At 73.3% G+C, this 20,078-nt stretch carries 18 protein-coding genes and 1 riboswitch; of the genes, 12 read left to right on the top strand and 6 right to left on the bottom strand.

Annotated elements, in window-relative coordinates; all coding sequences use genetic code 11:
* Positions 1 to 109: 109 nt before the first annotated feature.
* Positions 110 to 1,192: a M48 family metallopeptidase gene (locus tag N8J89_RS33400; protein WP_283660961.1), complete on the top strand. Its 1,083-nt coding sequence runs from the start codon at positions 110 to 112 to the stop codon at positions 1,190 to 1,192.
* A gap of 179 nt (positions 1,193 to 1,371) precedes the next feature.
* Here N8J89_RS33400 and N8J89_RS33395 read toward each other — a convergent pair whose 3' ends face one another.
* Complete coding sequence (locus N8J89_RS33395) at positions 1,372 to 2,259, bottom strand: M15 family metallopeptidase (protein ID WP_283660960.1); 888 nt, start codon at positions 2,257 to 2,259, stop codon at positions 1,372 to 1,374.
* A 137-nt stretch (positions 2,260 to 2,396) separates the two neighbouring features.
* Between N8J89_RS33395 and N8J89_RS33390 the strand changes: the two genes are divergently transcribed.
* The 4 genes from N8J89_RS33390 (at position 2,397) to N8J89_RS33375 (ending at position 6,249) form a co-directional block, all read left to right on the top strand.
* Positions 2,397 to 3,239, top strand: a complete 843-nt coding sequence (locus N8J89_RS33390; RefSeq protein ID WP_283660959.1) for a S1 family peptidase — start codon at positions 2,397 to 2,399, stop codon at positions 3,237 to 3,239.
* A 246-nt stretch (positions 3,240 to 3,485) separates the two neighbouring features.
* Positions 3,486 to 4,286 carry a S1 family peptidase gene (locus tag N8J89_RS33385; RefSeq protein WP_283660958.1) on the top strand — a complete coding sequence of 267 codons (801 nt, stop codon included), beginning with the start codon at positions 3,486 to 3,488 and terminating at the stop codon, positions 4,284 to 4,286.
* Between the two features lie 126 nt (positions 4,287 to 4,412).
* Positions 4,413 to 5,216, top strand: coding sequence for a S1 family peptidase (locus N8J89_RS33380; RefSeq protein WP_283660957.1), 804 nt, complete (start codon positions 4,413 to 4,415; stop codon positions 5,214 to 5,216).
* Positions 5,217 to 5,409: 193 nt separating this feature from the next.
* A complete protein-coding gene (locus N8J89_RS33375; RefSeq protein ID WP_283660956.1) occupies positions 5,410 to 6,249 on the top strand; it encodes a S1 family peptidase in 840 nt (279 codons plus the stop codon).
* A 16-nt stretch (positions 6,250 to 6,265) separates the two neighbouring features.
* Here N8J89_RS33375 and N8J89_RS33370 read toward each other — a convergent pair whose 3' ends face one another.
* Both N8J89_RS33370 and N8J89_RS33365 read right to left on the bottom strand, forming a co-directional pair.
* Positions 6,266 to 6,655, bottom strand: coding sequence for a phage holin family protein (locus tag N8J89_RS33370; protein WP_252480712.1), 390 nt, complete (start codon positions 6,653 to 6,655; stop codon positions 6,266 to 6,268).
* A 39-nt stretch (positions 6,656 to 6,694) separates the two neighbouring features.
* Complete coding sequence (locus N8J89_RS33365) at positions 6,695 to 7,336, bottom strand: LysE family translocator (protein WP_283660955.1); 642 nt, start codon at positions 7,334 to 7,336, stop codon at positions 6,695 to 6,697.
* A gap of 148 nt (positions 7,337 to 7,484) precedes the next feature.
* Here N8J89_RS33365 and N8J89_RS33360 point away from each other — a divergent pair, with 148 nt between their 5' ends.
* Positions 7,485 to 7,922, top strand: coding sequence for a GNAT family N-acetyltransferase (locus N8J89_RS33360; protein ID WP_283660954.1), 438 nt, complete (start codon positions 7,485 to 7,487; stop codon positions 7,920 to 7,922).
* Here N8J89_RS33360 and N8J89_RS33355 read toward each other — a convergent pair whose 3' ends face one another.
* The 3 genes from N8J89_RS33355 to N8J89_RS33345 form a co-directional block, all read right to left on the bottom strand.
* Positions 7,923 to 9,041 carry a hypothetical protein gene (locus N8J89_RS33355; protein WP_283660953.1) on the bottom strand — a complete coding sequence of 373 codons (1,119 nt, stop codon included), beginning with the start codon at positions 9,039 to 9,041 and terminating at the stop codon, positions 7,923 to 7,925. It abuts the gene before it with no gap.
* A gap of 141 nt (positions 9,042 to 9,182) precedes the next feature.
* Positions 9,183 to 10,220: a serine hydrolase gene (locus N8J89_RS33350; protein ID WP_283660952.1), complete on the bottom strand. Its 1,038-nt coding sequence runs from the start codon at positions 10,218 to 10,220 to the stop codon at positions 9,183 to 9,185.
* A 108-nt stretch (positions 10,221 to 10,328) separates the two neighbouring features.
* Positions 10,329 to 11,492 (bottom strand): 8-amino-7-oxononanoate synthase, encoded by a 1,164-nt coding sequence (locus N8J89_RS33345; RefSeq protein ID WP_283660951.1) that lies wholly within the window; start codon positions 11,490 to 11,492, stop codon positions 10,329 to 10,331.
* Positions 11,493 to 11,530: 38 nt separating this feature from the next.
* On the opposite strand from N8J89_RS33345, the gene N8J89_RS33340 reads away from it, so the two are divergent.
* The 6 genes from N8J89_RS33340 to cbiE all read left to right on the top strand — a co-directional run bounded on the left by N8J89_RS33340 (position 11,531) and on the right by cbiE (position 20,073).
* A complete protein-coding gene (locus N8J89_RS33340; RefSeq protein ID WP_283660950.1) occupies positions 11,531 to 12,760 on the top strand; it encodes a cytochrome P450 in 1,230 nt (409 codons plus the stop codon).
* Between the two features lie 34 nt (positions 12,761 to 12,794).
* Positions 12,795 to 12,943: riboswitch (cobalamin riboswitch) on the top strand.
* Between the two features lie 33 nt (positions 12,944 to 12,976).
* Positions 12,977 to 14,974, top strand: coding sequence for a putative cobaltochelatase (locus tag N8J89_RS33335; RefSeq protein WP_283660949.1), 1,998 nt, complete (start codon positions 12,977 to 12,979; stop codon positions 14,972 to 14,974).
* Positions 14,975 to 14,990: 16 nt separating this feature from the next.
* Entirely contained in the window at positions 14,991 to 15,605 is a 615-nt protein-coding gene (cobO, locus tag N8J89_RS33330; protein ID WP_283660948.1) for a cob(I)yrinic acid a,c-diamide adenosyltransferase, read from the top strand.
* Positions 15,599 to 16,957 carry a cobyrinic acid a,c-diamide synthase CobB gene (locus tag N8J89_RS33325; protein WP_283660947.1) on the top strand — a complete coding sequence of 453 codons (1,359 nt, stop codon included), beginning with the start codon at positions 15,599 to 15,601 and terminating at the stop codon, positions 16,955 to 16,957. The genes cobO and N8J89_RS33325 overlap by 7 nt, the downstream gene beginning before the upstream one ends.
* Before the next feature lie 297 nt (positions 16,958 to 17,254).
* Positions 17,255 to 18,685 (top strand): cobalt-precorrin-4/precorrin-4 C(11)-methyltransferase, encoded by a 1,431-nt coding sequence (locus tag N8J89_RS33320; RefSeq protein WP_283660946.1) that lies wholly within the window; start codon positions 17,255 to 17,257, stop codon positions 18,683 to 18,685.
* A gap of 179 nt (positions 18,686 to 18,864) precedes the next feature.
* Entirely contained in the window at positions 18,865 to 20,073 is a 1,209-nt protein-coding gene (gene cbiE / locus N8J89_RS33315) for a precorrin-6y C5,15-methyltransferase (decarboxylating) subunit CbiE (protein ID WP_283660945.1), read from the top strand.
* The last annotated feature ends 5 nt before the right edge of the window (positions 20,074 to 20,078 follow it).

The raw sequence follows: 20,078 nt of genomic DNA, 5'->3' as shown, positions 1-20,078 counted from the left end.
CCGGACCCTGAGTTGTCCCTGAGTTGTCCCTGAGACCGACCGCACGAGCGCGCATGCGTCTGTACGCTCGAATGCAGTACCGCTTTACACCGACTAACGGGGGTTGACGATGGCGGACGACGCGGCCCAGGTGCCCGTGGCGACTGGGCGCACCCGGTTCCCACAGATCAGCCCGAGGGCCTACGAACACCCGGCCGACCGGGGCGCCCTGGCCACCGCACGCGCGGTGCCCGGCTTCCCGGCCGTCCTCAAGGCGATCTACGGCGCCATTCCGGAGCGCAGCGAACGCCTGCTCGCCCTGGCGACCTCGATCAAGGTCTCCGAGAACCAGTACCCGGAGCTGCACCGCCTCCGGGTCGAGTGCGCCACCGCGCTCGACCTCGAGCAGGTGCCCGACCTCTTCGTCGCGCGCGACCCGCACCCGAACAGCTACGCGATGGGGATGGACGAGCCGTTCATCGTCATCACCACCGGGCTGGTCGAGCTGCTGGACGAGGACGGGCTCCGGTTCGTGCTCGGTCACGAGATGGGCCACATCCTCTCCGGGCACGTCCTGTACTACACGATCCTGCGCCGCCTGATCGGCCTGGCCGCGGGCATGTCCTGGATGCCGGTCGGGTACTGGGGCCTGCGCGCGATCATCCTCGCGCTGCAGGACTGGCACCGCCGTTCCCAGCTCTCCGCCGACCGCGCCGGCCTGCTGTGCGTGCAGGACGCGGCCGTGGCACTGCGGGTGCACATGATCCTCTCCGGCGTCACCGACCCCACCAAGATCGACACCGCCGAGTACCTCAAGCAGGCCGCCGACTACGACGGCGTGGAGGACGTGCGCGACAGCGTGCTCAAGCTCATCCACCTGGACGGACTCACCCACCCGCTGCCGGTGGTGCGGGCCGCCGACCTGCAGCAGTGGGCGGCGAGCGAGCAGTACCGCGACATCCTGGCCGGGAACTACCCGCGCCGCGGCGACGACAGCACCACCTCGAACTGGAAGGACGACATCAAGGGCGCGGCGAAGTCCTACAAGGAGGCCATCACCTCCTCGGCGGACCCGCTGGCCAAGGTCCTCAGCGAGGTCGGCAACCTGGTCTCGGACACCGCGGGCAAGGTGTGGAACTCCTTCACCGGCGGCAACCGCGCCGACAGCGGCAGCGGCGACGCGGGCAAGGGCTCCGGCCCCTCGGCGAACTGAGCCGAGCACACACACCGAACACGACCGCCCGCTGAGCCCTGGCTCGGCGGGCGGTTCCACTGCGCGACTCCCGCGCTGCGCCCGACTTCAGCGCTGCCCAGCTACCGCGCTGTGCCGGGCCCCCGTCGTCCGTCGCCCGACCCCGCGCCCGTCGCCCAGCCGCCGACCTCCGGCCCCGCTCAGTCCCCGGTGGCCGAGAAGTGCATGTAGTCCTTGGGCGTCCGCCAAGCCCCGCCCCAGGTCCACCCGATCGCGCCGAATGCCTGCACCACCGCGTCCCCGGCGTGGATCATGCCGGGCTTGCGCTGCCGCCGGTCCACGTACGCCGAGGCCAGCTCCGGCAGCACCAGGTCCCCGCGCAGGTAGGGGTTGGCGAACGGGTTGAGGTCCACCGCGAGGCCCTTGGCATGCGCGGACCAGCGGGTCTGCCCACGCGCCGGGCGGCAGACGAAGCCGTTGGTGTTGTTGCCGTCGCCGGTGGGCGGGGCGTCCAGCTCGGCCTTGGTGGTCACCCGCATCTCCTCGATCGGGAACCGGGCCGCGTACAGCCGCTCGAACACCGCGCGCACCTTCTCCGCCACCCCCGCGGCCAGGATCAGCTCGCCGGTGTGCGGCCGGTCGTCGAACCCCCAGAACGACACGGTCAGGTACCGCAGCTCGTCCTTGCCGACCGGACAGGCCGGCTGCCAGGTGCTGCGCGCGAGCACCTCCGCCGGCACCGGGACCACGGCCGCGGCGAACCGCCCGTCCTTCGGCGGCGGCAGCCGGTCCGCGCTGGGCAGCCTGCGCTGGGCCAGTTCGGGCGGGGTGGGCAGCACCTGGCCGAAACCGTCCGGCCGCTTGGGCAGCGGTCGCGCGCCGACCGTCCACACCGGCGGCGGGGGAGCGGGCCGCTGCTCACCGCCGGGCGGGGTGCTGCTGGGTGGCGGGGTGCTGGTCTCGAACCGGAACGTCAGCGGCGGCGCGGGCGTGCTGGTTGTCACCGGCTCCCCCGGCCCCTGACAAGCGGTCAGCGCCACCGCGAGACCCAGTGCGACCGCCGTGCCGGCCCAGCTTCCGCTCCCCACCCATCCAGCATGACACGAACCCCGCCTGCACCCGTTCGGCGTAGTGATTTCTCGACCAAACGACGGAGTATGCTTCCCCGTGCGTGCGCTGGGTGCCCGATCAGTCGCACAGCGTGCCGATCGTGAGAGGTATGTCGATGACGAACACCGAACCGCCGCGCAACCGGTGGTGGCTGCTGGCGCCCGCGGCGGCGCTGGTGCTCCTCGGCGGACTGGTCTACTCGGTGCTGAGCCCCGCGCCCGCGCCGGAGGCCCAGCGCGACGACGTCCAGCTGCGCTCGGCCCGGATCGTCGGCGGCACCACCACCAACACCTCGGCGCACCCGTGGGCGGTCTACCTCACCGGCCGCGCCGGCAACCAGTACTGCGGCGGCACCCTCATCGCGCCGACCAAGGTGCTCACCGCCGCGCACTGCGTGGCCAACCGCCCGCCCGCCGACATCAAGGTGGTCGCCGGGCGCACCGACACGCAGAGCCGCACCACCGGCCGCGTGCTGCCGGTCAACCGGATCTGGACGCACCCGGAGTTCGAGTCGGTGTTCAACGGCGACGACCTCGGCGTGCTCACCCTCGGTGAGGCCTTCGAGGTGCCGGCCCTGCCGCTGGCCGAGCACAACGACCCGCGCTACCGGCCGGGCACCAAGGCGACCGTGGTCGGCTGGGGCGCGACCAGGGAGGCCGGGCCCACCTCCCGCTACCTGATGCAGGCGACCGTGCCGGTGCTGCCGGACACCAGCTGCTCCCGGCCCTACCGCACCTACGACCCGGCGGAGATGTTCTGCGCCGGGTACGACAAGGGCGGCATCGACGCCTGCCAGGGCGACTCGGGCGGTCCGCTGGTCGCCGAGGGACGGCTGATCGGGATCACCTCCTGGGGCGAGGGCTGCGCCCAGCAGAACAAGCCCGGCGTCTACACCAAGATCGGCAACTACCTCGAGCTGATCAACGCCCAGCTCGGCCAGCGCCGCGCCCTCAGGTGAAAATTCAGTCCGACCGGTAACTGCCGCGTTTCCGATCATTAAGTCTTCACGCAACAACAGATTAACCACGCCGTCCTGAGCTGGGTTCTGCCTGCTCAGCAGTGGTCCGCATGGCCAGAAACTGATTAGGCCGAACGGGTCACGACGAAGGGCGGTTGTCGACGCAAACACTCCTCGCGTTGCCTACAGCGCAACCCGGCCACCTGGGCTGGGACCTCGTACGAGGGCACGAGGAAGGAGTGACCGTTGGCGACCACCCTGCATCGCCTGGTCAAGTTCATCGGGGTCGCGGCAGCCGCCGTGACCCTCGGCCTGGCGCCCGGCGCCATGGCCAGCGCGGCACCGCCGCCGGAGACGACGGTCGACCCGTTGATCGTCGGCGGCACCGCGGCCACCACCCAGCAGTACCCGTGGACCGTCGCGCTGCTGCTCGACGGCACCCAGTGGTGCGGCGGCACGCTCGCCGCGCCGAACAAGGTCGTCACGGCCGCGCACTGCACCGCGGGCAAGGCCGTCTCCCGCTGGCAGATCGTGGCCGGCCGCACCGACCTGCGCACCAGCCAGGGCCACACGGCCAGGGTGACCAAGATCTGGCAGCACCCGAACTACCGCAGTGTCACCCAGGGTGACGACGTGGCGGTCATGACGCTGGATCGCAACCTCAACTACACCACCCTGCCGCTGGCCCAGCCCGCGGACTCGGGGCTGTACAAGGCCGGCACCCAGGCCCGCGCGCTCGGCTGGGGCGACACCACCGGCAACGGCGACTACTCCGACACGCTCCGTCAGGTCGTCGTCCCGCTGACCTCCGATCAGACCTGCGCGAGCGCGTACTCGGAGTACAAGAGCGCGTCCATGGTCTGCGCGGGCTACCCGCAGGGCGGCAAGGACACCTGCCAGGCCGACTCCGGTGGCCCGCTCGTGGTGAGCGGCAAGCTGGTCGGCATCACCTCCTGGGGTGAGGGTTGCGCACAGGCCGGCAAGCCCGGTGTGTACGCCCGCGTGTCCAGCTACTACAGCCAGTTGGCTGCGCAAATCGGCTCTTAACAGGCACGGAGTGGCTCGCCGCCCGATTGGCCCACACCGAACGACCGTTGTGTGGCGGGTCACTCCTCTGTTGCTCTTGGTATGCGTCTCCCACTCGTTCGAGGGCACGAGAAAAGGAGCCCCACCATGGCGGTAACCCTGCGTCGCCTTGGCCGAATGCTCGGCATCGTCGCCGCGGTCGCGGCGGTCAGCTTCTCCTCCGCGGCAGCCGTGAACGCCTCGCCGTCATCCGACGTCGACCCGTTGATCGTCGGCGGCACCCGGGCATCGATCAGCCAGCACCTGTACACGGTGTACCTGGCCTCCGGCAGCTCCGGCTCCGGCCAGTTCTGCGGCGGCACCCTGGTCGCGGCGAACAAGGTCGTCACCGCCGCGCACTGCACCAAGGGCCGTTCCCCGTCGAGCACCTACGTGGTGCACGGCCGCGAGGACAAGCAGAGCACCGCGGGCACCGTCGCCCGCGTCACCAAGATCTGGGTGCACCCCAGCTACACCACCGCCACCGCGGGCTACGACGTCTCGGTGCTGACCCTGGACCGCAACATCAGCGGCCCGACCGTGCCGCTGGCCACCCCGTCGGACACCGCGCTCTACGCGGCCGGCCAGAGCGGGCTGATCCTCGGCTGGGGCACCACCAGCTCCGGCGGCTCCGCCTCGCGCTACCTGCTCAAGGCGAACGTGCCGCTGACCTCGGACCAGACCTGCAAGACCGCGTACTCGCAGTACAGCAACACCTCGATGGTGTGCGCCGGTCTCCCGCAGGGTGGCGTGGACACCTGCCAGGGTGACTCCGGCGGCCCGCTGATCGTCGGCGGCAAGCTCATCGGCGCCACCTCCTGGGGCCGTGGCTGCGCCGCGCCGAACTACCCCGGCGTGTACGCCCGGATCGCGCCGTACCACGCGGTGCTGAGCCAGCAGATCGCTTCCTAGCCCTGCCACACGGCCACAACTGAATATCCCTGCACCCCGATGGGGCGGTCCGCGCACGCGGGCCGCCCCATCGGGCTGTCTCCGGCTTGTCCAGCCGAGGTCACCCGCGTGGGTTGCGTTCGCCGACTCGACTTGTCCGCCCGCGCCACCCGGGCTGTCCTGGGGAGGTGAGGCGAGCAGAGGGGAGCGGACGATGAGGTCTGGCACGCGTGCACGGCTCGGTTGGCCCGGCATCCGCGCGGCGATCGTGGGAGCCCTGCTCCTGTGCGCCGTGCCCGCACCCGCGCTCGCGGCTGCGGCACCCGCACCCGGCGCGCACGCCGCCGTGGCCCCCAGCCCACCACCGGACACCCGGGTCGTCGGCGGCACCAGGGCCTCGATCTTCGAGTTCCCCTGGACGGTCGCCATCGCCAAGCCCGACGGCTCGGTCATCTGCGGCGGCACCCTGGTCACGCCCACCATGGTGCTCACCGCCGCACACTGCGCGGTCGGCCGCCAGCCCCAGGACCTGATGGTCATCGCGGGCCGGGAGGACCTGCTCGCGCTGGGCGGCGAGGTCCGCACGCTCACCGGGATCTGGATCCACCCGTTCTACACCGATGTGCGCGCGGGCCACGACGTCGCGGTGCTGCGCCTGGCCCTGCCACTGGCGCTGCCCACCCTGCCACTGGCCACCCCGGCCGACACCCTGCTCTACGGACCGGGCTCCTACGCCACCGCGCTGGGCTGGGGCCGCACCGCCGAGGGCGGCTTCCCGTCCCGCTACCTGCTCAAGGCCGCGCTACCGGTGGTCAGCGACCCGCTCTGCCAGTCCGTGCTGGCCGGTTTCGAGGCAGGCTCGATGCTCTGCGCCGGCTACGCCAACGGCGGCGTGGACACTTGTCAGGGCGACTCGGGCGGCCCGCTGGTGGCCGGCGGCAAGCTGGTCGGCGTGACCTCGTGGGGCATCGGCTGCGCGCGCCCGTTCCAGCCCGGCGTGTACGTGCGGGTCAGCACCTACCAGCCGCTGCTGGACCTGGTGCTCAGGTCCTAGCAGCGGCTGTCAGCACTCAGTCCTCGACGGCCTCACGTGCCTGGAGAACCGCGTTCAGCGCCCAGCTGACCACCGCGACGATGATCGCGCCGAAGAACGCCGGCCAGAACCCGGTCACCTCGAACGGCAGGCCCAGCTTGCCCGCGGCCCAGCCGGTCAGCCAAAACAGCAGGCCGTTCACCACCAGGCCGATCAGGCCGAGGGTGAGCAGGTAGAAGACGCAGCCGACCAGCTTGACCACCGGCTTGATGATCGCGTTGACCAGACCGAAGACCAGGCCGACCAGCAGCAGCGTGCCGATCTTCGCACCGACCGAGACCGGGCCGGGCCCGATGTCGATGCCGGGCAACGCGGTGGACACCCACAGCGCCACGGCGGTGATCACTACCTGGAGAACGAAGAACACGGGCGGCTCCCTGGGTCGGACGGCGGCGGGCCGTGCGGCTCAGCTGCCGAGCACCAGCCCGACCGACATGGTCAGGAAGGCTACCGCGCAGAAGGCGTCCAGCCCGTTCAGCACCGCCGGACGCGCCAGCCGTTCCTGCAGCCTGCTGGCGGCCAGCACGATCGCCAGCTCCCAGGCGAAGGCCAGCACCAGGAACACCGCCGCGAGAACGCCCAGCTGGAGCACGGGGTTGCCGGCCGCGCCGAGGAACTGCGGCAGGAACGCCAGGCAGAACAGCAGCATCTTCGGGTTGGTGATGTTGCACAGGAACCCGCGCAGGAACGGCCCGTTGCCCGGCCGCTCGTCCTCCCGCTCACCAGCGGTGGCGGTGCGCAGCTCGCCGCGCGCCCGCCACAGGCCGCGGATGATCGAGTAGGCGAGGAAGCCGAGGTAGGCGGCGCCCAGCCAGCGCAGCGCGGTGAGCACTCCCGGTGAGTGGCTGATCAGCAGGCCGAGCCCGGAGACCACCAGCGCCACGTGCACCAGCGCCGCCGAGTGGATCCCGGCCAGGGCCAGCAGTCCGGCCCGGGTGCCCTGGCGCAGCGAGGTGCGCAGCAGCAGGAACGCGTCAACGCCCGGCGTCAGCACCACGACGGCACAGGCGATCAGGAACGCGGGCAGTTGGGTCAGGTCCAGGGACATGTCGCCTCCCATCGAGGTGAGCAGGACAAGCGAGGGTCAATCCATGATCAAACGGGCAATCTTTCGCCTTGATGGAACCTTAACAGGAAGACTTGCGGTCTTTGACGCGGAAACTGCGTGTGTTCCCTCACCTGGTAGGAACGGCGGGGTGAGCACCCCGCACCGAGCCACCGGCGACCAGTTGGACGTCACGACCCTTTACGCCCTGCTGCGCCTGCGCGTGGACGTCTTCGTCGTCGAACAGGAAAGCCCCTACCCCGACCTGGACGGCCGCGACCTGGACCCGGCCACCCGCCACCTCTGGTTCGCCGACACCGACGGCGAACCCCTGTCCTACCTGCGCCTGCTGGTGGAACCGGACGGCCGGACCATCCGCGTCGGCCGGGTGGTCACCAGGGCGGACGCCCGGGGCAAGGGCCTGTCCCGCGAGCTCATGCGCGCCGCGCTCGCCGACATCGGCGACGCCCCGTCCGTGCTGGACGCCCAGACCACGGTGACCAGGTTCTACAGCGCCTTCGGCTACCAGGTCACCGGCCCGGAGTTCCTGGACGGCGGCGTCGCCCACGTCCCGATGAGCCGCCCCTAGTTACAGACCTCGGGCCAGGAAGCCGCCGGCGGACGGGGTGAAGAACGGCGAGAACCCCTGGCAGTCGTGCACCGGCTCCGACCCCGGCAGCCCCCACAGCCACCCGATCCGGTCCCCGCGCGCGCCGTCGTAGACGGAGAAGGACACCCTGAGCCCGACGTGCGCGGGATCGGCGCTGGCCCGCACCACCCCGGTGGCCATGCCGACCCGGCCGCCGACCACCAGGCAGGTGATGTCACCGCTGAAGTCGGCCACCAGGGCGCCGTCCGGCTTGTGGTGGGTGACGTGGAACCGCCCGGTGGCCGAGTCGGGTGTGCTGCCGGGCGCGACCGCCGCGCGCACCGAGAACATCAGCGGGTCGTGCAGGAACTCCGGGTCCTTGCTGGTCCCGTGCACCGTCCCGGCGAGCACGTGCCCCCGGTCGCCGCCCCCCGCGGCCGCGAGCCCACCCCCGGCCGCCGCCTTGTCAGCGAGCCCCCCGGAAGTCTTGTCAGCGGCCCCGCCACCCGAAGCCTGGCCAGCGAGCCCGGCACCGAAGGCTTTGTCAGCGAGCCCGCCACCCCCGCCGCCCGAAGCCTTGTCAGCGCCGTCCACCCCCGGCACCGGCCCGCGCACCGAGAAGTCCCCGTCCCGCAGCCGCAACACCGGCGCCGTCCCCTGCAACCGGCTCACCGGCTGCCCGAAGAACCCCCACACCCACCCGATCCGGTCCCCGCGCGCGCCTTCGTCCTGCACGGTCAGCGAGATCGGCTTGCCCACGAACTCCACCTGTGGCGCCCCGGGATGCTCGGCCCAGGTGATCTTCCCGTTGACCACCCCGACCTGCCCGACCGCGTGCGCGCCGGTGACCTCGCCGGAGAACCGGGCCAGCAGCGAGCCGTCCGGCTTGTGGTGGGTGACCTTGAAGTGACCGGTCGGCTTCATCGGATCGGTGGCACTGGCCTCGATCTCGAACCGCACCGGATCGCCGGCCATCGGGCCGAACTCGGGCCCGAGCGTGCCACCGGCCGACCCGCTGATCCGGATCGGCGCCTCGGCCGCGAATGCCGGTGTCACACCGGCGAGCACCGCCGCCGTGGTCAGCCCGGCTACCAGTAAACCGCGTGTTGTCCTTGTCATGCCCCGAGCCTCGCGGCCCGGTCCGGCGGTGGATTCCCGCCGCGGCGTGATGGTGCTCCCCCGCCCGAGGGAGCACCATCCGCCCGGATCTCAGGGGCCGATTCCGGGTCGGTCCCTGAGATCCTGTCTGGTCACCGCTGGTCAGCCGCCGTTGCTGGGCTGGTAGGCGGGCTGGCGGTGGGTGCGCGCGGCCGCACAGGTGATCCGGGAGACAGCGTCGACCATGCTGCGGCCGAGCTTCACCCTGGCCCGCAGCGCCGGGTGGGTGGTGCTGTAGTCGTTCAGGTTCGCCGCCGCGTCCCCGCGGAACTCCCCGGAGGCGAACAGCGAGTAGGTGACCATCGGCTTGCCCTCGGCGTCGAAGACGATGCCGGCCTCGTTGCGGCCGTCGTTGAACCAGCCGGCCTTGGTCGCCACCCTGGCGCGCTCGGCCGAGTTCAGCTCCAGCCGGATCCCGTCGGTGAACGCGGCCATCGAGCGCAGCAGGGTCAGCACGTACTGGGTGGAGGCGGCCGAGACCAGCGTGCCGTCGACCAGCTTGCGCAGCAGCGTGTGCGTCTCGCGCGGGGTGGTGGTGCCCAGGAAGAACCGGTTCGGGTTCGCCACCGGCTTCACCTGGGTGTGCGTGAAGCCCTTGGCGCGCAGGATCTCGTTCAGCTCCGCGGCCGGGCAGACCAGGCCGCACAGGCGGACCGCGGTGTTGTCCGAGACGGTCAGCAGGTTCGCCATCGCGTGACCCAGCGTCACCGAGCTCGGGTAGGCGCCGTCGAAGCCGAAGATGCCGTCGCCGTCCTTGCTGACAATGGCCGCGGTGACGTCCACCCGCTGGTCCAGGGACAGCAGCCCGCGGTCGATCTTGTCCAGCACCGCGGCGGCCACCGCGATCTTGTTGACCGAGTAGGCCTCCACCACCCGGTCCGCCTCGTCCGCCACCGCGGCGACCGGGGTGCCGTCCGGGTCGGTCACGCTGATGAAGGAGGACCAGGTGCCACCCGCGCGGTGCGCCTCCCGCCGGTACACCCGCTCGATCCGCCGCCGGGCCTGCGCCGCGGAGGCAGGGATGACGCTCTCGTCATCGATGGGATCGGTCTGCGCCGCCGCCGGCGGCGCGGCCCCCAGCACAGCACCCGCCGCCGCCACGGTCCCCAGACCGAGCGCGCGCCTCCGGTTGATGGTCATGCGCGGCAGCCTAGGGCCGTTCGAGTGAATATCAAGGACATGACAAATCCCTTGTCCTGACTGTCCTTCCATCGGGCACGGATGGAGTAGCGGACACCGCTGTTCGCGTCAGCCGCCCGGTCGCGGGGCGGTGCGCGTGATCACCGCGACCGCGCGGTCCAGCTCCGCCGCGGACAGGTCCGCCCGCGCGGTCAGCCGCAGCCGCGACACCTGGTCCGGCACCGACGGCGGCCGGAAACAGCCGACCTGCACGCCCTCCGCCCGGCACCGCCCAGCCCACGCCACCGCCTCGGCGGGCGAGGGCGCGCGCACCGACACCACCGCCGCACTCGGCGAGCTGACCGCCAGCCCGGCCGCGCCCAGCCGCTCCGCCAGCTCCCGCGCCACGCCCCGGGACCGCCCGGCCAGCTCCGGCTCGGCCCGCAGCACCCGCAGCGCGGCCAGCGCGCCGCCCGCGCAAGCCGGGGCCAGGCCGGTGTCGAAGATGAACCCGCGCGCAGTGTCCACCAGGTGCGCGATCACCCGCCGCGGCCCGAGCACCGCTCCGCCCTGGCTGCCCAGCGACTTGGACAGCGTGGTGGTGACCACCACGTCCGGCGCCCCGGCCAGCCCTGCCGCGTGCACCCCGCCGCGCCCGCCCTCGCCCAGCACGCCCAGCCCGTGCGCGTCGTCGACCACCAGCGCCGCGCCGTGCGCCCGGCAGGCCGCGGCCAGCTCGGCCAGCGGCGCCAGGTCGCCGTCGACGGAGAACACCGAGTCGGTCACCACCAGGGCACGCTTCTTCACCCGCTCGGCCAGCAGCTGGGCGACCCTGGCCGGATCGCAGTGCCCGGCCTCGGCGGTCTCGGCGCGGGACAACCGGCAGCCGTCGATCAGCGAGGCGTGGTTGTGCGCGTCCGCGACCAGCACCGTGCCCGGCCCGGACAACGCGGTGAGCGCGCCGAGGTTGGCCAGGAAGCCGGAGGAGAAGACCAGCGCCGCCTCCGCCCCGCAGTGCTCGGCCAGCTCGTGCTCCAGCTCGGCGTGCAACTCGGTCGAGCCCGTGACCAGCCGCGATCCCGTGGCACCCGCGCCCCAGTAGCGGGCGGCGGCCGCGGCGGCCTCGGTGACCCGAGGGTCCCGGGTGAGGCCGAGGTAGTCGTTGGAGGCCAGGTCCAGCATGTCCGCGGACCCGGCGGCGCGCGGCCGCAGCGAACGGGTCAGCCCGGCCTTGGCGCGGGCCCGCGAGCGGGTGTCCAGCCAGCCGAAGACGTCGTTGGTGGTCGAGGTCACGCCCGGAGTGTCGCATCAGCCGGGCTACCGTTCTGCCCGTGCGGGCAGCGCGGCGTTCCCTCGACGACCTGGACCTCTTCGGCCCGGGTTTTGTCAGCGACCCCTGGCCGCACCTGGCCGAGCTGCGCGAGCGCGCCCCCGTGCACCACGACCGGCACACCGGGCTGTGGTTGGTCAGCAGGCACGCCGACATCCGCGCCGTGCTGGCCGACCCCGCCGGGTTCGTGCCGGACAACGCGCTCACCGCGATCACCCCGGTCCCGCCGCCGCAGCTGCGTGTGCTGGCCAGGGCCCGGTTCTCGCTGCCGCCCACCCTGGCCAACAACGGCACCGACAGTCACACCGGCCTGCGCCGCCTGGTCGCCGGCTACTTCACCCCGGCCAGGGTGCGCGCCGCCGAACCGCGCATCCGCGCCCTCGCCGCCGAGTACCTGGACCGCCTGCCGGCCACCGGCGAGTTCGACCTGGTCGCCGGGCTGGCCGCGGAGCTGCCCTGCCGGGTGCTGCTGGAGCTGCTCGGCATCACCGGAGTGGATTTGCCGGTGCTCAAGGCGTGGAGCGCGGCCTCGCTGGAGCTGTTCTGGGGCCGCCCCGGCCCCGGCCGCCACCAGGACCTCGCGGAGGCGGCGGGGGAGTTCCACCAGTGGCTGGCCGCCCGCATCCGCGCCGCCACCCCCGGCAGCCCCGACCTGTTCGGCCAGCTCGCCGCACACCGCGCGCCCGGCGACCGGCCGCTGCGCGTGGCCGAGGCGGTCGGCGTCTGCTACTTCCTGCTCATCGCCGGTCAGGAGACCACCAGCCAGCTGCTCAGCACCCTGCTGCACCGGCTCATCCCGCGCACCGACCTGTGGCCGCGCCTGGCCGCCGGTGACCAGGAGCTGGCCGCGGCCTGCGTGGAGGAGGTGCTGCGCCGCGAACCGCCGGTGAACACCTGGCGCCGCGTCGCCGCCCGCCCGGCCACCCTGTCCGGAGTGCGGGTGCCGCAGGGCGCGCACCTGCTGCTCCTGCTCGCCGGGGCGGGCTCGGACCCGGAGGTCTTCGCCGACCCCGAGTCCTTCTGCCCGGCCCGCCCCGAACCGCGCCGCCACCTGGCCTTCGGCCACGGCCGCCACTTCTGCCTCGGCGCCGGACTGGCCAGGACGGAGGCCGCCGTGGTGCTCACCGAGGTGGCCAGGCGGCTGCCCCACCTGCGCCTGCTGGAGCCGGAACCGCCGATGCTCGGCCTGCTCTCCTTCCGCGCCCCGCTGCGCGTGCTCGCCACTCGATGACAAGCGTGATCAGCGAGACGGCCTGGCCGCGGCGATCGTGTGCGACGATGCGAACTGCTTTGTCAGCGAGGGGTGAGCGAGGAACCCGGTGCGAGTCCGGGACGGTCCCGCCACTGTGACCGGAACGGTTTCGTCAGGAACGGTTCCGGGAGTCAGGAGACTCGTCCCCCTCGGCCTCCCGACCCGGGCGTGGACACCCGAGGAAGGACTTCGCGCATGACCGTCGGCTACCCGTTCTCCGCTGTGGTCGGACATCCCGATCTCCGGCTCGCCCTGCTGCTCAACGCGGTCCACCCCGGCATCGGCGGAGTGCTGGTGCGTGGCGAGAAGGGCACCGCGAAGTCGACCATCGTGCGCGGCCTGGCCGCCCTGCTGCCACCGGCCGAGGTGGTCGAGCACTGCCGCTTCGCCTGCGACCCGGCCCGCCCCGACCCGAACTGCCCGGACGCCCCGCACGACGGCGCGGCCACCACCCGCCCGGCCAGGCTGGTCGAGCTGCCGGTTGGTGCCACCGAGGACCGCCTGGTCGGCTCGCTGGACCTGGAACGCGCGCTCACCGAGGGCGTCCGCGCCTACCAGCCCGGCCTGCTCGCGGCCGCGCACCGCGGCGTGCTCTACGTGGACGAGGTCAACCTGCTGCACGACCACCTGGTCGACCTGCTGCTGGACGCCGCCGCCATGGGCCGCGCGCACGTCGAGCGCGAAGGCGTGTCCATCTCGCACGCGGCCAGCTTCCTGCTGGTCGGCACGATGAACCCGGAGGAGGGCGAGCTGCGGCCGCAGCTGCTGGACCGCTTCGGCCTCACCGTCACCGTGCTCGCCGCCCGCGACACCGACACCCGCACCGAGGTGGTCCGCCGCCGCCTGGCCTACGAGGCCGACCCGGCCGCCTTCGCCGCCCGCTTCGCCCCTGACGACCGGGACCTGGCCGCCCGCATCGCCACCGCCCGCGCCGCTTTGTCAGCGGTCGTGCTGCCCGATGTGGAGCTGCGCCGGATCGCCGCGCTGTGCGCCGCCTTCGAGGTCGACGGCATGCGCGCGGACCTGGTGGTGGCCCGCACCGCGCTCGCGCACGCCGCCTGGCGCGGCGCGCCCGAGGTCGACGCGAGCGACATCGAGGTCGCCGCCCGCCTCGCCCTGCCGCACCGCAAGCGCCGCGACCCCTTCGACGAGCCCGGCCTGGAGGAGGAGCAGCTCCAGCAGGCCCTCGCCGCCGCGGCCGAGGAAGCCGATCCGCCGCAACCGGACCCCGATGACGACCCCGACGGCCCCGGCGGCGGCCAGGACGACGGCGAGAACGCCACCCCGCCCGCCGACGCCCCGGACGGCCAGCGGCCCGCCCCTGACAACCAGTCCACCCCCGCCGGCGACCAGCCCGCCGGCGGCGGCGAACAGGCCCCGGCCGCCCCTGCCCCCGCCTTCCGCGCCCGCCTGCTCCAGGTTCCCGGCCTAGGCGAGGGCGCGCCCGGCCGGCGGTCCCGGTCCCGCTCGGAGTTCGGCCGGGTGGTCCGTCCGTCCACAGTGGACGGTCACGGCCTGCACCTGTCCGCCACCGTCGCCGCGGCCGCCCCGCACCAGGCAGGTCGCGGCCGCACCGGACCCGGCCTGCTGCTGCGCGGCGAGGACGTGCGCCGCGCGGTCCGCGAGGGCAAGGAGGGCAACCTGGTGCTCTTCGCGGTGGACGCCTCCGGCTCGATGGCCGCCCGCAAGCGGATGTCCGCGGTCAGCGGCGCCGTGTTGTCCCTGCTCCGCGACGCCTACCAGCGCAGGGACAAGGTCGGCCTGGTCACCTTCCGCGGCGGCGGCGCCGAGCTGACCCTGCCGCCGACCTCCTCGGTGGACGCGGCCGCCGCCCGGCTCAAGCGGTTGCGCACCGGCGGCCGCACCCCGCTGGCCGATGGCCTGCTGCGCGCCCGCAAGACCCTGGCCGCCGAACGCCTGCGCGACCCGCGCCGCCGCCCGCTGCTGGTGGTGGTCACCGACGGCCGCGCCACCGTCGGCGTGCACGGCGACCCGGTCCGCGACGCCCTGCGCGCCGCCGCCCTGCTGGCCGCCGACGGTGTCGCCGCGATCGTGGTGGACTGCGAGCACGGCATGGTCCGCCTCGGCCTGGCCGCCCGGCTCGCGCTCGCCCTGGGCGCGACCTGCCTGAGCCTTGACGAGTTGTCCGCCGACCGCATGGCAGGCGTCGTGCGCGCCGCCCGCGCGGCCTGAGCCGGGAGGGAACCCGATGCCCCAAGGACAGCCGACCAGTGTGCCCGCCGACGGCCTGACCACCCGGCAACGCCGCAACCGGCCGCTGCTGGTGGTGCACACCGGCGAGATGAAGGGCAAGTCCACCGCCGCGTTCGGCATGGCGCTGCGCGGCTGGAACCAGGGCTGGTCCATCGGCGTGTTCCAGTTCGTCAAGTCCGCCAAGTGGAAGGTCGGCGAGGAAGAGGCCTTCCGCGCGCTCGGCCGCCTGCACGAGCAGACCGGCGAGGGCGGCGCGGTCGAGTGGCACAAGATGGGCGAGGGCTGGTCCTGGACCCGCAAGAAGGGCACTGAGACCGACCACGCCGAGGCCGCCCGCGAAGGCTGGCAGGAGATCGCCCGCCGCCTCGCCGAGGCCAGGCACGGCATGTACGTGCTCGACGAGTTCACCTATCCGATGCACTGGGGCTGGGTCGACGTCGAGGAGGTCGTGGCCGCCCTGAGCGATCGCCCTGGTCACCAGCACGTGATCATCACCGGCCGGTACGCGCCGCCCGCGCTGCTGGCGGCCGCCGACCTGGTGGTGGAGATGACCAAGGTCAAGCACCCGATGGACGCCGGGCAGAAGGGACAGCGGGGGATCGAGTGGTAGCCCGGCTGGTCATCGCCGCCCCCGGCTCCGGCGCCGGCAAGACCACGGTGGCCACCGGCCTGATGGCCGCGCTGCGCAGACGCGGACTGCGGGTCGCGCCGGGCAAGGTCGGCCCTGACTACATCGACCCCGGCTACCACGCGCTGGCCACCGGCCGTCCCGGCCGCAACCTGGACCCGGTGCTCTGCGGCGAGGACCGCGTCCGCCCGCTGTTCGCACACGGCGCGCGGGACGCCGACCTGGCCGTCATCGAGGGCGTGATGGGCCTGTTCGACGGCCGCCTGGGCACCCCCGGCCACGGCTCCACCGCGCACGTGGCCACCCTGCTGGACGCGCCGGTCGTGCTCGTGGTCGACGCGCGCGGGCAGAGCCGCAGCCTGGCCGCGTTGCTGCACGGGTTCCGCAGCTACGACCCGGCCGTGCGGATCGCCGGGGTGCTGCTCAACAAGGTCGGCTCCGAACGGCACACCCAGGTGCTCAGCGAGGCCTGCGCCGAGGTCGGCCTGGACGTGCTCGGCAGCCTGCCCCGCGACCCGGCCTTCGAGCTGCCCTCCCGGCACCTCGGCCTGGTCACCGCCGCCGAACACGGCCGCGCCGCCACCGAGGTGGTGGACGCCCTCGCGGACAAGGTCGCCGGCGCGGTCGACCTGGACGCGGTCCTGCGCCTGGCCCGCTCCGCCCCACCTCTGCCGCCCGCCACCTGGGATCCCGGTCTCGATCCGCACCCGAGACGACCGGTCATCTCCATCGCCGGCGGCGCCGCGTTCACCTTCGGCTACGCCGAGCACGCCGAACTGCTGGCCGCCGCGGGCGCGGAGGTCGCGGTGTTCGACCCGCTGCGCGCCGAGTCCCTGCCCGAGGGCACCGCCGGACTCGTGCTGCCCGGCGGCTTCCCGGAGCAGCACGCCGAGGAGCTCTCCGCCAACGCCCCGCTGCGCGCCGCGGTCGCCGCGCTGGCCACCGCGGGCGCGCCCGTGCACGCCGAGTGCGGCGGCCTGCTCTACCTCGCTCGCGAACTCGACGGCCGCCCCATGTGCGGCGTGCTGCCCGCCGACGCCCGGATGACCCCCAAGCTCACCCTGGGCTACCGGGACGCGGTCGCGATCACCGACTCCGCGCTGCAGCAGGCCGGAACGCGCCGCACCGCACACGAGTTCCACCGCACCGAACTCGTCCCCGCCGCGAGCGATACGGCGGCCTGGGCCTGGCGGCAGGACGGCCACCCGCGCGCCGAGGGCTACGTGCTCGGCGGCGTGCACGCCTCCTATCTGCACACCCACCCCGCCGAGGACCCGGCCGCCATCGCCCGCTTCGTCCGGCACTGCGCCGAGTTCGCCACCCGCGAACCCTGAACGCCGGATCGAGGGGCTAGACCGACCCGCATTTAGCCAAAGCCATCGATTGCCCGACACACACAGTCACAACTGTCCTAGGTGGACAGCCGCAGCTCCGACAAATCGGCGCAGCGGTGGCTACGTGAAGTGGCGATCTTGACTTAGCGGGGACCGGGCTGCGAGTGGCCGGGATCGCAGGCGGTAACGTCGTCGCCTACTCGCCGGGGGCTCGGTGCACACCGACTCGCGACCCCGGCGCCAAGTCCGAAGTGGACAGAGAAGTCCTTCCGCCTGCCGCGGGAGAGGGGAACAGTTGTGAGTGGTCGGATCTCGTTCATCGGCGCGGGGCCCGGTGCCGCCGACCTGATCACGTTGCGGGGCGCGCGACGGATCGCCGAGGCGGACATCGTGGTGTGGTCGCCCGCCGTGGTCGACGCCGACTGCGTGCGTGAACACGCCGCCCAGGACGCCGAGCTGGTCGACTGCTCCCGGGTGAACCACGAACAGGTCCTCGAGGTCTACCGCAGGGCCGCGGTGAAGAAGCAGTCGGTGGTCCGCCTGCACTCCGGCGACGCCGCCCTGTGGGGCGCGGTGCAGGACCAGTACGACGCCGCACAGAAGATCGGCCTGGAAGTCGAGATCATCCCCGGCGTCTCGGCCCTCTCCGCCGCCGCGGCCAGTGCCGGACGTGAGCTGAGCCCATTCGCCGACTCCGCCCCCGTGGTGCTGACCAGGCCCGAGGGCGACACCGGCGCGCTGCCCGACGGCGCCAAGCTGCGCGAGCTGGCCGCCCACGGCGGCACCATGGCGGTCGCCCTGTCCGCGGCCCGCACCGAGCAGCTGGTCGAGGAACTGCGCGCGGGCGGCTACGCCGAGGACACCCCGGTCGTGGTGGCCTACAAGACCAGCTGGCCAGACGAGCTGCTCGTGCAGACGACCCTCGGCGAGCTCGCCGGCACGGTCAAGGAGCACAAGCTCTGGCGCCAGACCCTGTTCCTCATCGGCCAGGTCCTGCGCCCCGGCAGCCAGCGCCCCCGGCTCTACCAGCCCGGCACCCGCCCCACCAGCTACCGTCGCGGCGACTTCACCGCCCGCCGAGCCGAACGCCTCGCCGCCGCCCAGCCCCCGGACCAGATCGTCGAGGCCGAGGCCCCGGCCGCCACCCCCAGCACCCGCTGGTCCGGCCGCGACCAGCTCGAGTCCACCCGCTCCTCCCGCGCAGGCGCCCGCTACCGCACCGGCGCCTCCAAGCGCGCCGCCGCGGCGTCCGCCACCCGCTCCGGCCAGGTGACTCTGGCCCTGCACGACGGGCAGAAGGGCGCTCCCCAGTCGGGTGCCAGCACACAAACCCCTGGGGCCCAAGCACTTCCGGCCACGCACGCGGCTGACACCGGCCCACGGCCCACCGCCGCGCAGCCCACCGAGACTCAGCTGACCGGCGCTCAGTCCACCGGCACCCAGTCCAACGGCGGCCAGCTCGCCGGAACCCAGCCCACCAGCGTCCAGTCCGCGAATGCCCGGCCCGCCAGCGCCGCGAGCCCCCAGCCCACGTCCCCCGCCCCGGCCCCGCGAGGCGAGACCGCCAAGGTCGCCGTCTCCGTCGAGGCCCCCCACAGCGAACCGCAGGCGGCCACCCCGGCCAAGCCCGCGGTGAAAGCGCCCGCGGCGGCCAAGTCCACCGCGGGCAAGAGCAAGGCGAAGTCCACCGCCACCCGGCGGACCAAACGGACTCCGCGGAACAGCTGACCCGATGACGGCCGACGACGACTTAGCGGGACGCGCGGCGTCACCGCCGCCAGCCTGCCGCCACTCGGGTACTTCAACGGTTCATCGGCGAGCCGAGCCAGCGGATCCGGCGCGGCGTTGCCATGATCGACTTCAGGGCGGCCGGTGGTGGCCGTAACCGAGGCGGAGTGGGTGGCGACATGACGGTCACGGTGGTCGGCGTCGACGGCGGTCCCCTGGTCCCCGACGCGCAGAAAGCCCTTGCCGACGCGCGTTTGGTCATCGGCAAGCGCCGGTTGCTGGAACTCCACGCGCCGGAGGGGGCGCGCCGGATCGAGCTCGGTCCGGTCGGGCCCGCGCTGGCCGCGCTCGGCTCGCTCACCGACGAGGACGGTCCCGCCGTGGTGCTCGACCACGGCGACCCCGGTTTCTTCGGGATCCTGCGGGAGCTCCGGGCGCACAACATCCGCGCCCAGGTGGTGCCCGCGCTGACCACCGTGCAACACCTGCTCGCCCGGGTCGGCCGGCCCAATGACGACGTCACGGTGGTCAACGCGCTGGGCCGCGAACTGCGCAAGGCGCTCAACGTCTGCCGCGCCCGCCCCGCGGTCGCGGTGTTCACCGAGGGGGTGGCCGGTCCCGCCGAGATCGCCGCCGGTCTGCTGGGCTGGCGGCGCACGCTGATCGTGGCCGAGGACCTCGGCGGCCCCGACGAGAAGATCTCCTCGATCTCCCCGGCCAAGGCCGCGAAGCGCCGCTGGAAGGACCCGAACCTGGTGCTGTGCCTGACCGATCCCGGTCTGGTGCCGGAACCGGGCTGGTACCTCGGCGGCGAGCCGGTGCCCGCGGTCGGCGGCTGGGCGCTGCCCGAGGAGGCGTTCGCCCACCGCGACGGCATGGTCGCCGGCGCCGAGGTGCGCGCGGTCGCGCTGGCCAGGCTCGCGCCGCGGCCGGGCATGCTGGTGTGGGACGTCGGCGCGGGCTCCGGCGCGATCGGTGTCGAATGTGGACGGTTGGGCGCCGCGGTGATCGCGGTGGAGCGCAACCCGGTGCACACCATGCGGATCGTGGCCAACGCGGTCAACCACGGCGTGGACGTCCGCATGGTCGAGGGCGAGGCCCCCGCGGTGCTCTCCGGCCTGCCCACCCCGGACGCGGTGTACGTCGGCGGCGGCGGTCCCAAGGTCGTCGAGGCCTGCGCCGCGGTCGGCGCGGAACGCGTCGTGGTCGGCCTCAACGCCCTGGACGAGGTCGCCTCCTGCCGCAACGCGCTGCGCGCCGGCGGCTACCAGGTGGACGGCTGTCAGCTCACCGCCGCCCGACTCAGCACCCTGGCCGACGGCTCCAGCACCCTCACCGCGGTCAACCCGACCACCCTGCTGTTCGGCCGCCGCGAGGACGCCGGATAGCGTTG

It is taken from the genome of Crossiella sp. CA-258035 (assembly GCF_030064675.1).
Lineage (GTDB): Bacteria > Actinomycetota > Actinomycetes > Mycobacteriales > Pseudonocardiaceae > Crossiella.
This window is presented reverse-complemented; position numbering and strand designations above follow the sequence as displayed.

Coding starts and splice junctions, on each gene's coding strand:
- N8J89_RS33335 (WP_283660949.1), top strand. CDS start 12,977: ATGACCGTCGGCTACCCGTTCTCCGCTGTGGTCGGACATCCCGATCTC.
- N8J89_RS33355 (WP_283660953.1), bottom strand. CDS start 9,041: ATGACAAGGACAACACGCGGTTTACTGGTAGCCGGGCTGACCACGGCG.
- cobO (WP_283660948.1), top strand. CDS start 14,991: ATGCCCCAAGGACAGCCGACCAGTGTGCCCGCCGACGGCCTGACCACC.
- N8J89_RS33390 (WP_283660959.1), top strand. CDS start 2,397: ATGACGAACACCGAACCGCCGCGCAACCGGTGGTGGCTGCTGGCGCCC.
- cbiE (WP_283660945.1), top strand. CDS start 18,865: ATGACGGTCACGGTGGTCGGCGTCGACGGCGGTCCCCTGGTCCCCGAC.
- N8J89_RS33380 (WP_283660957.1), top strand. CDS start 4,413: ATGGCGGTAACCCTGCGTCGCCTTGGCCGAATGCTCGGCATCGTCGCC.
- N8J89_RS33375 (WP_283660956.1), top strand. CDS start 5,410: ATGAGGTCTGGCACGCGTGCACGGCTCGGTTGGCCCGGCATCCGCGCG.
- N8J89_RS33365 (WP_283660955.1), bottom strand. CDS start 7,336: ATGTCCCTGGACCTGACCCAACTGCCCGCGTTCCTGATCGCCTGTGCC.
- N8J89_RS33400 (WP_283660961.1), top strand. CDS start 110: ATGGCGGACGACGCGGCCCAGGTGCCCGTGGCGACTGGGCGCACCCGG.
- N8J89_RS33350 (WP_283660952.1), bottom strand. CDS start 10,220: ATGACCATCAACCGGAGGCGCGCGCTCGGTCTGGGGACCGTGGCGGCG.